Source organism: Emcibacter sp. SYSU 3D8, from assembly GCF_039655875.1.
Taxonomy (GTDB): domain Bacteria; phylum Pseudomonadota; class Alphaproteobacteria; order SMXS01; family SMXS01; genus RI-34.
The window spans coordinates 619,563-633,945 of the sequence record NZ_JBBYXK010000003.1 but is presented as its reverse complement, the minus strand read 5'-3'; the positions used below and the strand labels follow the sequence as shown (position 1 = coordinate 633,945).

The following is a 14,383-nucleotide window of genomic DNA, read 5'->3' as shown; positions in this document are numbered from 1 at the left end:
GGCGCGCTATCGGGCTGCCGGGACGTACCGGACTGCGCTGCCTCGGGACGTGCCCGCGAACGCCGCTCCTCGGCGGCATCAGCCGGCGCGCTATCGGGCTGCCGGGACGTACCGGACTGCGCTGCCTCGGGACGTGCCCGCGAACGCCGCTCCTCGGCGGCATCAGCCGGCGCGCTATCGGGCGGCGGGGTCACACCCGGCCGCGATGCCTCGGGGCGTGCCCGAGAGCGCCGCTCCTCGCTGGCAGCATCCGGCTTTGTACCGGGCGGCTTGACCGCACCGGGCCGCGCCTGATCAGGGCGCGTCCGCGCACGCCGTTCCTCGGCTGTATCACCCGCAGGCGTATCGGACACTCCCGCACCGGGTTTGGCGCGGTCCGGGGTTGACGGCCTTTTGACCTGGGGCGGTAAGGGTGCATTGCGGACGGTTTCGCGCGTGTAGAGACGGTGTGCGTTCTTGCCTGACGGCTCCACCCTGCCTTTGCGGGGCTCGAATTGCGTCGAGAGGCCCTTGACGACCTCGGCTGACGGTTTCGGCGCACTGTTCTGAAGCCCGGCACCTTGCGGAACGCGCTGGCGGACGCGCGTTTGCGTTTCCCGTCCCGCCTCCACCTTCGTAATCAGGTCAGGCTTCTTGGTTATTTCGCTCCTGTTTACGTATTCTATACGCTTGCCTGTCGAGCGCTCGACCTTGGCGACATCAATGCTCGCGTTTACAACGTAATTGTTTACGACCTTATAATTGGTGATGTTGGTCGTGTTGTTCAGAATATTGACAACCGCGGGCCGGCTTTCGACGGCATACCGCCGGTAATCTCGATCGACTATCCGATTCGGGCTGATGAATACCCAGTTCGCGGAAAACAGGTTTTCATTATAGGCGTTTCCATACCACTGCCTGTAGCCGTAATAGTCACGAGTATTACGAAGATCTATGTGGATACCGATGCTGAGCGATCCCTGACGGCCCTCATTGCGGAAATCGCCACGGATGAATTCTTCGTCGGGAGGCATGGGCATCCAGCCAATGTACCGATCATTCGAGCGCCAGATCACCCAGCCCGGGCTCCACACATAACCGGGAATCCACAGCCAGCCGTCATAGGGATCATTGACCCAGCGGCCATAGTGGAACGGGATATCGCCCCAGTCGTCATACGACACCCAGGTGAATCCATACTCCCTGGTGCTGACCCAGCGGCCATTGGTGGCATAGGGGTGGAAGTCGCGGTCGACGTCGCGCGGGATCCACACGGGGCCCCAGCGATCGCTGTAGACCCAATCCCCATAGGGAGCCAATGCGCGATGAAAGCTGTCAAAGCCGACCGCCGCGTTGTCCTGGCCATGTTCGCGATGATAGCGCTCCCAGCGCCCGCGCTCCATATAGAATGGCAGCCCGCGATAATAGCTGTCCCAATAGCTGCCGAACCTGAACGAAACCTGGCCGATCCCCGCATAGGGCCCCACATCGGCAAGAAGTCTGCGCCGATCCCGATAATCGACCAGCAGATCTTCGGCATCGATCCATCCCCGCTCAGAGCGTACGCTGACATCACAGAAGCTCCAGTCAGCCAGGCACCCATAGACGTTGACGATGCGTCCCTCGCGAACGCTGCGAACGACCGGGTAATCGTCGTCGGGTCCGGCGCGCAGTGCCGTGGATTCAGCGATGTACGCAGTTGCCCCGATGGCGGCGCCCGGCAAAAGCATTGCGCCGGCCACGAACGCGGCGGCGATGAGCGACTTCTGACTCATGGTATTCTCCAGAGTTGGTTCGTCAGTTTCCAGCGCGGACGTACGTGCTGGATCGATCAACGGTATGGGATGGCGTGATCATGCTCGATCTCGAGAAGCGCCTATCGCTCGATAAAGCTGTGAGCGATTCAAACCAAATCTTCAGCAATGGCCGTCAGATACCACAGGCCCGTCAGTGCGAACGTTCACTGCGGGCAGCGGTTCCCTGTCGCCCAGCTTGCATTCGTCCTGACGATACACTCCCGTTATGAATATCGGCTTAACGGCTGATCCCGACTTCCCTGGTACCCCAGGTCGGCCGAGCCCAGCCCGCCGTCCTTACCCGCCGAACGACTTCACCGCGATGAGGGTCAGCAGCACGATCTGCGCGCCGTAGAACATGAAGCGCAGATAGACCGCCGGGATGCTGGTCGAGGCCATGTGCACAGCCGACTGGAAGATGCGGGCATAGAGGATCCATAGGGCATAGCGGTCGGCCATGGCGCTGTTGCCTGCCAGGATGGCGACCAGCAGCACGCCGATGACGATCGGCAGGTTCTCGTAGCAATTGGCGTGGGCCCGTGCGAGGCGGCGGGAGAAGCCGCCGACGTCCTCGCCGGTGGGCGAGAACTCGTTGGCTGCCTTCCTGCCCCGCATCACCAGGACAGTGCGGGTCATGGCGATGGTGACGCTGAGCAGCAGCGTCCACATGGCAAAGCCCAGAATGGCCATCAATGTCGGTGTCATCAAACCGTCTCCCCGCGATTCACCCCGGCGCAGCATAGCCGTGAATGCGGCCTGCTTGGAACGGGCATACGCTCTGCTACACTCGGGCACCGGAACAGGCAGGAGACCTTCATGAGCGGACAGATCGCGGCGCGGCTACAGGAACTGGGCATCGAACTGGCCGAGGCGCCCAAACCGGTGGCGGCCTATGTACCGTTCGTGGTGACCGGCGGGCTGATTTTCGTGTCGGGCCAGGTCTCGGCGGTGGCGAGCGGCGTGCGCTATACCGGCAAGGTGGGTTTCGACCTGACCGTCGAACAGGGTCACCAGGCCGCGCGGGTGTGCGGCCTGAACATCCTGGCGCAGCTGAGCGCGGCGCTGGATGGCGACCTGGACCGCATCACCCGGATCGTCAAGCTGACCGGCTTCGTCAATTGCACCGACGGCTTTACCCAACAGCCGCAGGTGGTCAACGGCGCATCGGAGTTGATGGTCGACGTGTTCGGCGACGCCGGCCGCCACGCCCGCGCGGCGCTGGGCGCGAACGCCCTGCCGCTGGGCATGGCCGTCGAGGTGGACGCGGTGGCAGCGTTCACGTGAGCCTGTCGCCATGAGTGCCGCCGTCACCGCCACCGCAATCCCGTCGCTGTCCGCCGTTCGTGCACAGGACTGGGACGCCTGCGCCGGCCCGGAGAATCCATTCGTTTCCTATGCCTTCCTGTCGGCGCTGGAGGACAGCGGCTGCGTGGGCGCCGGCACCGGCTGGCAACCGACCCATATCGTCATCGAGACGGACGGCGGCGGACCGGGCGGCGGGGCGCTGGCCGGCTGCGTGCCCATGTACCTGAAGTCCCATTCCCAGGGCGAATATGTGTTCGACCACAGCTGGGCGCATGCCTGGGAGCGCGCGGGCGGCGACTATTACCCCAAGCTGCAGGTATCGGTGCCGTTCTCGCCGGTGACCGGCCCGCGCCTGCTGGCGCCGGACGCGGACACCCGCGGTCTGTTGCTCAATGCCTGCGTACAGGCTGCCGACCAGATGGGGGTGTCGTCGCTGCACATCACCTTTCCCACCTTCGAGCAATGGACCGAAATGGGCGCGGCCGGCCTGCTCCTGCGCAAGGACCAGCAGTTCATCTGGCGCAACGACGGCTATGCCGGCTTCGACGACTTCCTGGCGGCGCTGAGCTCGCGCAAGCGCAAGAACATCCGCAAGGAACGGGCCCAGGCGGTGGCGCCCGGCATCGACATCGAGGTGCTGACCGGCAGCGACCTGAAGGAGCATCACTGGGACGCGTTCTACGGATTCTATGTGGATACTTCCTCGCGCAAATGGGGCCAGCCCTATCTGAACCGGACGTTCTTCTCGCTGCTCGGCGAGCGCATGCCCGAGAAGGTCGTGCTGGTGCTGTGCAAGCGCGCCGGGCGCTACGTCGCAGGCGCCATCAACCTGCTGGGAAGCGACGCGCTGTACGGCCGCAACTGGGGCTGCATCGAGGACCATCCCTGCCTGCATTTCGAGGCCTGCTATTACCAGGCCATCGACTTTGCCATCAGCCACGGGCTGAACCGCGTGGAGGCCGGCGCGCAGGGCCAGCACAAGCTGGCGCGCGGCTATCTGCCCCAATTCACCTATTCCGCCCACTGGATCGCCGACCCGGGTTTCCGCGCGGCCGTCGCCCGGTTCCTCAAGGAGGAAGGCGCCTATGTGGAATCCGACCAGGAAGTGCTGGCGGCCCACGGCCCGTTCAAGAAGGTGGGCGGGGACGCGCAAGGGGACGAATAGGTGGGGAGCGAGACAACGCGCTTCACCCTGTCCTATTCCGAGGAGTAAATTTGACGCACAGCAAAAAGGGCCGGTGTTTCCACCGGCCCTTTGCTGTTTTCACTCGCCTGACGCTCAATCGGCCAGGACGGGCTCGTCCTTTTCCTTTTTCGTGTTCGGGCGCGGCGTGGCGGTCAGCGGGGTGATGGCGAAATCGAGCGCGTCGTTCTTCACCTTCACCTTGACGTGACCGCCCTTGGCCAGCTTGCCGAACAGCAGTTCGTCGGCCAACGGCTTCTTGATGTATTCCTGGATGATGCGGCCCATGGGGCGCGCGCCGTACAGCCGGTCGTAGCCCTTGGTCACCAGCCACTCGATGGCCGCCGAGGTAAGCTCGAAGGTCACGTGACGGTCGGTAAGCTGGGCCTCGAGCTGCATGATGAACTTCTCCACCACGCGGCTGACGACTTCCGGGCTCAGATGACCGAAGGCGATGGTCGCGTCGAGGCGGTTACGGAACTCGGGCGTGAACATCTTCTTGATCGCCTCATCATCGGCATCGTCCTTGGTGCCGCGGCCGAAGCCGATGGAGGACTGGCTGAGCTCGGCCGCGCCGGCGTTGGTGGTCATGATCAGGATGGCATTGCGGAAGTCGACCGACTTGCCCGAATGGTCTGTCAGCTTGCCGTGATCCATGATCTGGAGCAGCACGTTGAACACGTCCGGATGGGCTTTCTCGATCTCGTCGAGCAGCAGCACGCAATGCGGGTGCTGGTCGACCGCGTCGGTCAGCAGGCCGCCCTGGTCGAAGCCCACATAGCCCGGCGGTGCGCCGATCAGCCGCGAGACCGAATGGCGTTCCATGTATTCGGACATGTCGAAGCGGATCAGTTCGATACCCATGATGGTCGCCAGCTGTCGCGCCACCTCGGTCTTGCCGACGCCGGTCGGGCCCGAGAACAGGTAGGAGCCGATCGGCTTTTCGGGCTCGCGCAGGCCGGCACGGGCCAGCTTGATGGCCGACGACAGCGCCGAGATGGCCGCATCCTGGCCATAGACAACCTGCTTCAGGTCACCGGTCAGATTGGCCAGCGCCGCCCGGTCGTCGCGCGATACGGACTTCGCGGGAATGCGGGCGATCTTGGCGACGATTTCCTCGACCTCGCGTACGCCGATGGTCTTGCGGCGGCGGCTTTCCGGCACCAGCATCTGCGCCGCGCCGACCTCGTCGATGACGTCGATGGCCTTGTCCGGCAGCTTGCGGTCGTTGATGTACTTGGCCGCCAGCTCCACCGCCGTCTTGATGGCGTCGTTGGTGTAGCGGACCTTGTGATGTTCCTCGAAATAGGGCTTCAGGCCCTTCATGATCTTGATGGCGTCTTCCACCGACGGCTCGTTGACGTCGATCTTCTGGAACCGGCGCAGCAGGGCCCGGTCCTTCTCGAAATACGAGCGGAATTCCTTGTAGGTGGTCGAGCCGATGCAGCGCAGGCCGCCCGACTGAAGCGCAGGCTTCAGCAGGTTGGAGGCGTCCATGGCGCCGCCGCTGGTGGCGCCGGCGCCGATCACGGTATGGATTTCGTCGATGAACAGGATCGCGTTGTCGTGTTCCTCGACCTCCTTCACCACGGCCTTGAGCCGCTCCTCGAAGTCACCGCGATAGCGGGTGCCGGCGAGCAGGGCGCCCATGTCGAGCGCGAAGATGGTGGCGTCGCGCAGGATCTCCGGCACTTCCTGCCGGATGATCTGGCGCGCCAGGCCCTCGGCGATGGCGGTCTTGCCGACGCCGGGGTCGCCGACCAGCAGCGGATTGTTCTTCTGCCGGCGGCACAGGATCTGGATGACCCGCTCGACCTCGGCGTGGCGGCCGATCAGCGGGTCGATCTTGCCATCGCGGGCCTTCTTGTTGAGATCGACGCAATAGGTCGACAGCGCCTCGCCGCCTTTGGCCGACGTGGGCTCAGGCTCTTCCTCGGCACCGCGCGGGATGCGCGTCTCGGTGCGCGTGGCCGCCTTGGCGATGCCATGCGAGATGTAGTTCACCGCATCGAGCCGGGTCATGTCCTGCTCCTGCAGGAAGAACGCGGCATGGGATTCTCGCTCGGAATAGATGGCGACCAGCACATTGGCGCCGGTCACTTCCTCGCGGCCCGAACTCTGCACATGAATGATGGCGCGCTGGATCGCCCGCTGGAAGCCGGCGGTCGGCTTGGCGTCCATCTTCTCGGAGACACGGATACCGGCGAGCTCACGCTCGAAATAGTCGAGAATGGTCTGGCGCAGCTTGTCGAGATCGACGCTGCAGGCGCGCATCACGGCGATGGCGTCCGGGTCTTCGGTCAGTTTGAACAGAAGGTGCTCGAGGGTCGCGTACTCGTGGTGATGCTCATTGGCCAGGGCCAGAGCACCGTGAAGCGTCTTTTCGAGATTCTGCGAAATGGCTGGCACGGTCTGTTCCTCTTTCTACTCTTTTTCGAGAGTGCACTGCAGCGGATGTTCGTGCCGCCGCGCGTAGTCGATGACCTGGGTCACCTTGGTTTCAGCCACTTCGAACGTGAACACGCCGCAGACGCCGATACCCTTCTGATGCACCATCAACATGATATGGGTCGCTTCTTCGCGGTTCTTATTGAAAAAACGCTCCAGCACGTGCACGACGAATTCCATCGGCGTGTAATCATCGTTCAGCAGCAGGACCTTGTAGAGGGACGGCTTCTTGGTCTTGGGCTTGGTTTTGGTGACCACGCCGGTGCCGGTGCCCCCGTTTCCGTCTTCGTTCTCGTTGCTCATTCAGACCGTATCCGCTCATGGTGTCGCCGCGCCGGGTTCGGGGCTGCGGAGCGCAGCGGGCGACGGGCCTATTAAATAGGGAATTACGGTCGGTTTCAAAGGCGATTTTATTTGGGCGCCGCCGGGGGATGCTCCAACGAAAAAGGCCCGGTACATCGTCTGCACCGGGCCTTTTTTCCATCTGACTGCTCCGCCGCCCTAGAGGGCGAGGGGTTTGGAAAGCTTTTCCATGGCCGCGCTCAGCCGGCTCTGTATCGGCGCCATGGCGTCCTTGGAATATTCGCCCAGCATCTCGCCGATCTTGGTGGTGTCGGCGACCATGTGGTCCCACGAGGTCTTCATCATGTCGGTCTGAAGCTCGAAATATTCCTTCGGGCTCTTGGCGGCGGCAAGCGCCTTCACGGCGGCGACGCTGTCTTCAACGTTGCGCTTGGAGATGGCGGCGATCTCGGCGTTGACCGCTTCGATGCCCTTGGCGAACACAGTGCCGGCGCTAACGACGGCGTCCATGTTTTCCCGCCCGATGGCGGAGATGTCGCTGATGTTCTGCATGGCTGTTCCGTACTTCTCTTTGCTGGTTGCGACTGCTTGCCCGATGGTCTTGGTGATCTTGCCGGAGCCGGCCTTGACGGCCTTCTCGGCGGCCGACTTGCCGACCTTGACGGCCTTGACCGCCGTGTCCTTGACGGCCGACGCCGCAAGCTCGGCGGATTGTGAAAGTTCGGCGGCGGCGTCCGCGGTCGGGGGCGCCTCAGTTGCCGTCGCTTCGACACGATCGGCGACCGGTTCGACGGTGGGGGGAGACGCCGTCGCTGCCGCCGGAGTGGCCGCGACCGGGGCAACCGGCTCCGCGGGAGCCGGCTTCACCGTCTTCGCCCGGGGCTTGGCCGCCCTCGAGGCCGGCTTGGCGGCTGCCTTCGCGGTAGGGGAAACCGCGGTTGCCGTCTTGGTCGCAGGCTTCGATCTGGTGGTGCGGGTCGTGGCCATTTTGCTTCCTCTTCAGTAACCAAGTCACTCGCAGCGCCGCCGGGAGGGTAGTTGGGGAGAGGTTTATTGCAGCGCAACGTAACCAGAGTATGGGCAGCATGGCCGGGAGCGTCAAGGAATAATTTGTGCACTGCAGCACACAATGTTGCGGTGCGGCCGTAAAACCGCTTCACGACAATATCTTGGACACCGCCCTGGACGCAGATCTGGTGGCGAGGCGGATGACCGCCACGCCTGCCAGGGTCGCCGGTTGAGGTTAGCGCGGTGAAACCTAAAGAGAATCCGGCGGCATGATACCGCTCTGCCGGAGTTGCGCGACCAGTTGCTCCTTCAGACGAGCGAGCCCCTCCCCGGTCGCGGATTCGCAGCGCGCGACCAGTACGTCCTGGGTATTGGAGGCGCGCAGCAGCCACCAGCCGTCACTGTTGGTGACCCGCACGCCGTCGATGTCGTTGACGTCGTCGCCGGAGCCGGCAAGACGGGCCCGGATTTCGCCGGGCACGGCAAACTTGCGGTCCTCGGCGCAGGGAAACCGCAGCTCGGGCGTGTTCATCATGCTGGGCAGGCTGGCGCGAAGCTCGTCCAGGGTCTTGCCCGAGGCGGCGATGGCGCCGAGCAGGCGCACCGCGGCATAGATCGCGTCGTCGAAGCCATACCATTTGTGGGCGAAGAAGATGTGGCCGCTCATCTCGCCGGCCAATGGCGCGCCGGTCTCGGCCATCTTCTGCTTGATCAGCGAATGGCCGGTGCGCCACATCAGCGGCTTGCCGCCATGGTTTGCCACATCGTCGAACAGCACCTGGCTGGACTTCACGTCGGCGACAATGGTGGCGCCGGGCACGTCGCGCAGCACATCGCGGGCCAGCAGCGCCAGCAACTGGTCGCCCCAGATGATGTTGCCCTTGCCGTCGAGCGCACCGATACGGTCGCCGTCGCCGTCGAATCCGAGTCCCAGGTCGAGGCCGTTGTCCAGCGTGGCGGCGCGCAATTGATGCAGGGTTTCCGGATCGGTCGGGTCGGGGTGATGGTTCGGGAAGGTGCCGTCCACCTCGGCGTTGATCACCACCTGACGGCCGCCGATACGCTTGGTGAGCGCCTCGACCACCGGGCCGGCGGCGCCATTGCCGGTGTCCCAGGCGGCATTGAGCGTGCCGCCGGTCCAGTCGCGCAGCAGCCGATCGATATAGGCGTCGAACACCGGCGCGTCCTCCGCCGAACCGCTGCCGGATTCATAGTCGGCGGCGGCGGCGATCCGGCCCAGATGCAGGATCTGCTCGCCGAAAAACGGCTTCTTGCCGATCATCATCTTGAAGCCGTTGTAGTCGGGCGGATTGTGGGAGCCGGTCAGCATGACGCCGCCATCGGCGTCGTTGTGATAGACCGAGAAATACAGCATGGGCGTGGGGCCAAGGCCGATGCGCAGCACCCGCAGGCCGCATGCCTTGAGGCCCTCGACCAGAGCCGCCTCGAGCGCCGGCGAGCTGACCCGGCCGTCATAGCCTGTGCACACGGATCTGCCGCCATTGCGGCGAACCAGCGTGCCGAAGCCACGGCCGACGGCATAGGCATCGGCCTCGGACAGCGTCTTGCCGACAATGCCGCGAATGTCGTATTCGCGCAGCACGGTGGGATGGAACATATGGGCGGTCATCTCGCGGCTCCCCGGCCGATGGAGTGATAGACGAAACCTGTCCCGTCCAGTTCCTCGGGCTGATAGATGTTGCGCAGGTCGACCAGCACCGCCTGTTTCAGCAGACCGCGCGCGCGTTCAAGGTCGAGCGCGCGGAACTGGTTCCATTCGGTGATGATCACCACGCCGTCCGCGCCGTCCATGGCGTCGTAGGCATCGGCGCAGAAGACAACGTCCTCCAGCAGCTTGCCCGCTTCCGTCATTCCCTCGGGATCGTAGGCCCGGATCGTCGCGCCGGCCCGCTGCAGGGCGGGCACGATATCGAGGCTGGGGCTGTCGCGCATGTCGTCGGTGTTCGGCTTGAACGTCAGGCCCAGCACCGCGATTGTCTTGCCCGTGACGGTTCCGCCGCAGGCGGCGACGATGCGATCGGCCATGACGTGCTTGCGCCGGTCATTGGCGCTGACCGCCGCATGGACAATACCCAGCGCCACATCGGCTTCCTCGGCTGTCGCCAGCAGCGCCCGGGTGTCCTTGGGAAAGCAGCTGCCGCCATAGCCGGGACCGGGATGCAGGAACTTGCCGCCGATCCGATGATCGAGGCCGATGCCGTGGGCCAGGTCCTGCACGTCCGCGCCGACCCGCTCGCACAGATCGGCCATCTCGTTGATGAAGGTGATCTTGGTGGCGAGAAAGGCGTTGGCGGCGTACTTGATCAACTCGGCGGTCTCGATCGACGTGAACAACATGGGCGTCTCGCGCAGCGACAGCGGCCGGTAGAGCCGCTGCATCACCCCACGGGCGGCGTCATTCTCGATTCCACAGACCACCCGGTTGGGGCGCATGAAATCGTCGATGGCCGAACCTTCGCGCAGAAATTCGGGATTCGAGGCCACATCGAATGTGACCGTCGAGCCGATTTCCCGCAGCCGGTCGCCCACCACCTGGCGGACCCGCGCCCCCGTCCCCACCGGCACGGTGGACTTGGTGACGATGATGACGTGATCCTCGAGCGCGTCGGCCACCTCGCGGGCGGCGGCGAACACATAGGTCAGGTCCGCGTGACCGTCGCCGCGCCGCGACGGCGTGCCGACCGCGATGAAGACCGCGTCGGATCCAGGAACGGCCGAGGCAAGGTCCGTGGTAAAGGTCAGCCGGCCGGCCGCCACGTTGCGGGCAACGAGGTCATCGAGACCCGGCTCGTAGATCGGCATCTTGCCGCTTTCCAGCGCCCCGATCTTCGCGGGATCCTTGTCGACGCAGACCACATCGTGGCCAAATTCAGAAAAGCATGCTCCGGAAACGAGGCCCACATACCCGCTTCCGATCATTGTAATGCGCATTCACCTGTCCTGGTGCTAGAGGCCCAACTTCTTGATAAACGCAATAACGCCATCGCGCAGGTCCTCCCGCTCGAGCGCGAACGCCAGGTTGGCCTCGAAGAAGCCGACCTTGTCGCCGCAGTCGAAGCGGGTGCCCTCGAACCTGTAGCCATGGAACGGCGCGCCGCCGATCATCCGGGCCAGCGCGTCGGTCAACTGGATTTCGCCGCCGGCGCCTTTCTGCTGGCCGGCAAGATGCTTGAAGACCTCGGGCTGCAGGATGTAGCGGCCGACGACGGCCTGGGTGGACGGCGCCTCGGCGGGCTTGGGCTTCTCGACCAGCCCGGTCACTTCGGTGAGTCGCCCGTTGACCGTTCCCGGCGCAATGATGCCATAGCGCGACGTATGGTCGTGCGGCACATCCATCAGCGCGATCATGTTGCCGCCGGTTTCAGCCTGGGCGTCAACCATCTGCTTCAGGCATGACGTATCGGCCTTGATCAGGTCGTCGGCGAGCAGCACGGCAAAGGGCTCGTCACCCACGAGGTATCGCGCACACCACACCGCATGGCCCAGACCCAGCGGGTCCATCTGCCGCGTATAGGACACCTGACCCGGCTCCGGGACGGAACCGAGCAGTTCCTTGAGCACATCGCCCTTCGCCTTCTCGGCAAGCAGCGCCTCAAGCTCGACCGAGCGGTCGAAATGGTTCTCGATGGCCGACTTGCCGCGGCCGGTAACGAAGATGAATTCCTCGATGCCGGCGGCCTGCGCCTCCTCGACCGCGTACTGGATCAGGGGCTTGTCCACCACCGGCAGCATTTCCTTGGGCATGGCCTTGGTGGCGGGCAGGAATCGCGTCCCCAGGCCGCCAACGGGGAATACGGCTTTTCGTACGGGTCTGTTCATGATCTCGGCGTTTATTGGAAGGGATTTCAGTGCTGTAAGTCTATGCCGGAGCGCCGCGGCTGTATATGTGCGAACCTTGGCGAAAGTGTGTTGCAGTGCAAACCGGGCCTGGCCCTGCCCCGGATCGGATCAGGTTTTCAGCAGCAGGTCCCTGGCTTCATTGAGGCGGGTGGCGAAGTAGGTCGAACCGCCTTGGTCCGGATGGAACTTCTTCATCAGCCGGTGGTGCGCGTCCCGGATTTCCGTGGCCGTGGCGTCCGGCGCAATGCCCAGAATCTCGAACGCCTCGTCGCGCGTCATCGGGCCGTCGCCGGCGGGGCCGGGCCCCGGCTCCTGCCGCCATTCGCCCGGATAGGCGCGCGCCAGATAGGCATCGAGCAGCCGCGCGCCTTCCGGATCGTCGCGCAGAAGCTCGTCATAGAGCGTGCTGAAATCTTCCCGGCCCAGCTCGTCAAGCCGCTGGCCGGCGAAGCGTCCGGCCAGGATGACGCCCGCAAGGTCGCCGGTGTCGTGGTCGAGGGTGACGCGCAGAAAGCTGGTTTCAACCTGGGATTGCTGCTGCGGCGCCTTCTTGCCGCCGCCCAGAAATGCGAGGCGCTTGCGCGACGCCAGCGTGCCGGCCAGCGCCAGCAATGCAAGGGCGACGCCTGTCAGGCCGCGAGCGATCAGGAACAGCGCCGCGACGCCAACCAGGAACGCCCCGAAATACCGCGCCACGCGGCGGACCGTGGCACGGTCGGCACGGGCGGCCCAATTCACCAGCAGCACAAGCAGGACGAGAACAATCGCCCCAAAGAAAATCAAAGGCACCAGGTTTCCCTATATCGTCGGTTCGGCAGCCATCATGGCCCAGCTTGGCGGCGCAGGCCATAGCGAGCGTCACGCCGCCAGATGCCGTTCACCCGCCGGCCACCAGTTTCGCCAGCCGGAGCACCTCGCCGCCCTGGCGATTGCCATAATCCGAAAGCGCCTTGCGCCCGCCGGCGGCGAAGATGGCCACGGCGCTGAGCAACTCGCGGAGCTGCCCGGCGCTGTCGCCATCAAACGGGCACCACGCGCCGCCGGTCAACCGCGCGACCTCGCGGAACACCGACTGGGCATAGGGATCGCCGCCTTCCTGGAACATGAATGCGGGCACGCCGGACAGCGCCAGTTCACCTGCGGCCGCGCAGACCGCGTCGATTTCTTCCTCGCAACTGTCGCCCACATAGACCAGCGCGTTCACCTTGGCTTCGCGCGCTTCCTTTGACGCCCGCTTCAGCACCCGGGCAATCTGCGTATAGCCGCCCTGGCACTGGATCGACGTCATGGCGCGGGTCAGGGGCGCCGACTGGCCATACCAGGGGCTGGCCTTGCATTCGCGGTATCCCCTGAAGAACACCAGCTTGATATCGAGCCCGCCGACCGCATCGGCCTCGCGGAACATGTCAGCCTGGATGTGGCAGGCCCGGTCCCAGGTGGGCTGTCGGCTCATGGTCGCATCGAGGGCGAAGATCAAACGCCCCCGCTTGCCGGAGGCGGGCGCCGGCGTCAGCGACAGCTTGCGCAGGAAGGCGTCGACCTCGCCCGGTCCGCCCACAATTTTTGGTGTCTTGCCCGCCATGCTTGAGTATCGTGCCGCCATGCCAGAGGAACCAGTCATCTTACGTGGCGTCGCCGACCTGCGGGGACAAGTGGCCGCGTGGCGAAAAGCCGGTGAAACCGTCGCCCTCGTCCCGACAATGGGCGCACTTCATGACGGTCACCTGTCGCTGATGCGGCTGGCGAAAGGCTTGGCCGACCGGGTGATCGCCAGCATCTTCGTCAATCCGGCCCAGTTCGGTCCCGGCGAGGATTACGAGCGTTATCCGCGCACCGAGACCGAGGATGTGGCCAAGCTGGCAACCGCCGGCATCGACGCGGCCTTCGTGCCGACGGCGCGCGAGATGTATCCCGAGGGCTTCGCCACCAGGGTGCATATCGACCGGCTGGGCGACGTGCTGTGCGGCGCGCACCGTCCCGGCCATTTCGACGGCATGGCGCTGATCGTGGTCAAGCTGCTGACCTCCGCGCTGCCCGACGTGGCGATCTTCGGCGAGAAGGACTACCAGCAACTGCAGATCATCCGCCGTTTCACCGCCGACCTGAACATTCCGGTGCGTATCCTGGGCGCTCCCATCGAGCGCGAGCCCGACGGCCTCGCCCTGTCGTCGCGCAACCGGTATCTGAGCCCGGAACAGCGCAGGATCGCCGTGGCCCTTTCCCTGGCGCTCAAGTCGGTGCGCGATATTGTGAAGGCGGGCGGCGACCCGTCCGCGGCCTCGGCCACGGCCCGCGAGCAGGTGCTGAAGGCAGGTTTCGACAGCGTCGACTACATCGAGGTCCGCGATCCGGCGAGCCTTGAGCTTGTCACCGCACCCGGCAAGCCCGCCCGGGTTTTCGGCGCGGCCCGGCTGGGGACGACGCGGCTGATCGACAATTGGGCCGTGGAATAGCGCCGCGATCCCCCAGGTAGCGTCATCCCCGCCCATGCGGAGATGAC

13 protein-coding genes are annotated in these 14,383 nt (G+C 64.7%); 3 read left to right on the top strand and 10 right to left on the bottom strand.

All coding sequences use genetic code 11. The features are described 5' to 3' along the window. Nucleotides 1-1,754: DUF6600 domain-containing protein (locus WJU21_RS13990; RefSeq protein ID WP_346324053.1), on the bottom strand; the 1,754-nt coding region annotated here is incomplete at its 3' end. A gap of 318 nt (nt 1,755-2,072) precedes the next feature. Then, the gene (locus tag WJU21_RS13985) at nt 2,073-2,480 is read right to left on the bottom strand and encodes an MAPEG family protein (protein WP_346324052.1); all 408 of its coding nucleotides are present in this window, start codon (nt 2,478-2,480) and stop codon (nt 2,073-2,075) included. A gap of 111 nt (nt 2,481-2,591) precedes the next feature. Here WJU21_RS13985 and WJU21_RS13980 point away from each other — a divergent pair, with 111 nt between their 5' ends. Then, complete coding sequence (locus tag WJU21_RS13980) at nt 2,592-3,059, top strand: RidA family protein (protein WP_346324051.1); 468 nt, start codon at nt 2,592-2,594, stop codon at nt 3,057-3,059. Between the two features lie 10 nt (nt 3,060-3,069). Continuing rightward, entirely contained in the window at nt 3,070-4,245 is a 1,176-nt protein-coding gene (locus tag WJU21_RS13975) for a GNAT family N-acetyltransferase (protein ID WP_346324050.1), read from the top strand. A 114-nt stretch (nt 4,246-4,359) separates the two neighbouring features. Here the strand turns inward: WJU21_RS13975 and clpA are convergent, their stop codons facing one another. From clpA to WJU21_RS13935, 8 genes are all read right to left on the bottom strand, one after another. Then, nucleotides 4,360-6,672: an ATP-dependent Clp protease ATP-binding subunit ClpA gene (clpA, locus tag WJU21_RS13970; protein WP_346324049.1), complete on the bottom strand. Its 2,313-nt coding sequence runs from the start codon at nt 6,670-6,672 to the stop codon at nt 4,360-4,362. A 15-nt stretch (nt 6,673-6,687) separates the two neighbouring features. Then, nucleotides 6,688-7,014 carry an ATP-dependent Clp protease adapter ClpS gene (clpS, locus tag WJU21_RS13965; protein WP_346324048.1) on the bottom strand — a complete coding sequence of 109 codons (327 nt, stop codon included), beginning with the start codon at nt 7,012-7,014 and terminating at the stop codon, nt 6,688-6,690. Between the two features lie 198 nt (nt 7,015-7,212). After that, on the bottom strand, nt 7,213-8,001 hold the full coding sequence (locus tag WJU21_RS13960; protein WP_346324047.1) for a phasin family protein: 789 nt from the start codon (nt 7,999-8,001) through the stop codon (nt 7,213-7,215). A gap of 271 nt (nt 8,002-8,272) precedes the next feature. Further along, nucleotides 8,273-9,652 carry a phosphomannomutase/phosphoglucomutase gene (locus WJU21_RS13955; RefSeq protein WP_346324046.1) on the bottom strand — a complete coding sequence of 460 codons (1,380 nt, stop codon included), beginning with the start codon at nt 9,650-9,652 and terminating at the stop codon, nt 8,273-8,275. Continuing rightward, complete coding sequence (locus WJU21_RS13950) at nt 9,649-10,974, bottom strand: UDP-glucose/GDP-mannose dehydrogenase family protein (protein ID WP_346324045.1); 1,326 nt, start codon at nt 10,972-10,974, stop codon at nt 9,649-9,651. Before WJU21_RS13950 ends, WJU21_RS13955 begins: the two co-directional genes overlap by 4 nt. Nucleotides 10,975-10,989: 15 nt before the next feature. After that, complete coding sequence (gene galU, locus WJU21_RS13945) at nt 10,990-11,862, bottom strand: UTP--glucose-1-phosphate uridylyltransferase GalU (protein WP_346324044.1); 873 nt, start codon at nt 11,860-11,862, stop codon at nt 10,990-10,992. Nucleotides 11,863-11,991: 129 nt separating this feature from the next. Continuing rightward, nucleotides 11,992-12,672, bottom strand: coding sequence for a DnaJ domain-containing protein (locus tag WJU21_RS13940; protein WP_346324043.1), 681 nt, complete (start codon nt 12,670-12,672; stop codon nt 11,992-11,994). An 88-nt stretch (nt 12,673-12,760) separates the two neighbouring features. After that, nucleotides 12,761-13,465 (bottom strand): VWA domain-containing protein, encoded by a 705-nt coding sequence (locus WJU21_RS13935; RefSeq protein WP_346324042.1) that lies wholly within the window; start codon nt 13,463-13,465, stop codon nt 12,761-12,763. A gap of 19 nt (nt 13,466-13,484) precedes the next feature. Here WJU21_RS13935 and panC point away from each other — a divergent pair, with 19 nt between their 5' ends. After that, entirely contained in the window at nt 13,485-14,336 is an 852-nt protein-coding gene (gene panC / locus WJU21_RS13930) for a pantoate--beta-alanine ligase (protein ID WP_346324041.1), read from the top strand. Nucleotides 14,337-14,383 lie beyond the last annotated feature (47 nt).

What these genes read in the sequence shown, in the direction of transcription:
- WJU21_RS13985 (WP_346324052.1), bottom strand. Translation starts at nt 2,480, where the DNA reads ATGACACCGACATTGATGGCCATTCTGGGCTTTGCCATGTGGACGCTG.
- WJU21_RS13980 (WP_346324051.1), top strand. Translation starts at nt 2,592, where the DNA reads ATGAGCGGACAGATCGCGGCGCGGCTACAGGAACTGGGCATCGAACTG.
- WJU21_RS13975 (WP_346324050.1), top strand. Translation starts at nt 3,070, where the DNA reads ATGAGTGCCGCCGTCACCGCCACCGCAATCCCGTCGCTGTCCGCCGTT.
- clpS (WP_346324048.1), bottom strand. Translation starts at nt 7,014, where the DNA reads ATGAGCAACGAGAACGAAGACGGAAACGGGGGCACCGGCACCGGCGTG.
- WJU21_RS13960 (WP_346324047.1), bottom strand. Translation starts at nt 8,001, where the DNA reads ATGGCCACGACCCGCACCACCAGATCGAAGCCTGCGACCAAGACGGCA.
- WJU21_RS13955 (WP_346324046.1), bottom strand. Translation starts at nt 9,652, where the DNA reads ATGACCGCCCATATGTTCCATCCCACCGTGCTGCGCGAATACGACATT.
- WJU21_RS13950 (WP_346324045.1), bottom strand. Translation starts at nt 10,974, where the DNA reads ATGCGCATTACAATGATCGGAAGCGGGTATGTGGGCCTCGTTTCCGGA.
- galU (WP_346324044.1), bottom strand. Translation starts at nt 11,862, where the DNA reads ATGAACAGACCCGTACGAAAAGCCGTATTCCCCGTTGGCGGCCTGGGG.
- WJU21_RS13935 (WP_346324042.1), bottom strand. Translation starts at nt 13,465, where the DNA reads ATGGCGGGCAAGACACCAAAAATTGTGGGCGGACCGGGCGAGGTCGAC.
- panC (WP_346324041.1), top strand. Translation starts at nt 13,485, where the DNA reads ATGCCAGAGGAACCAGTCATCTTACGTGGCGTCGCCGACCTGCGGGGA.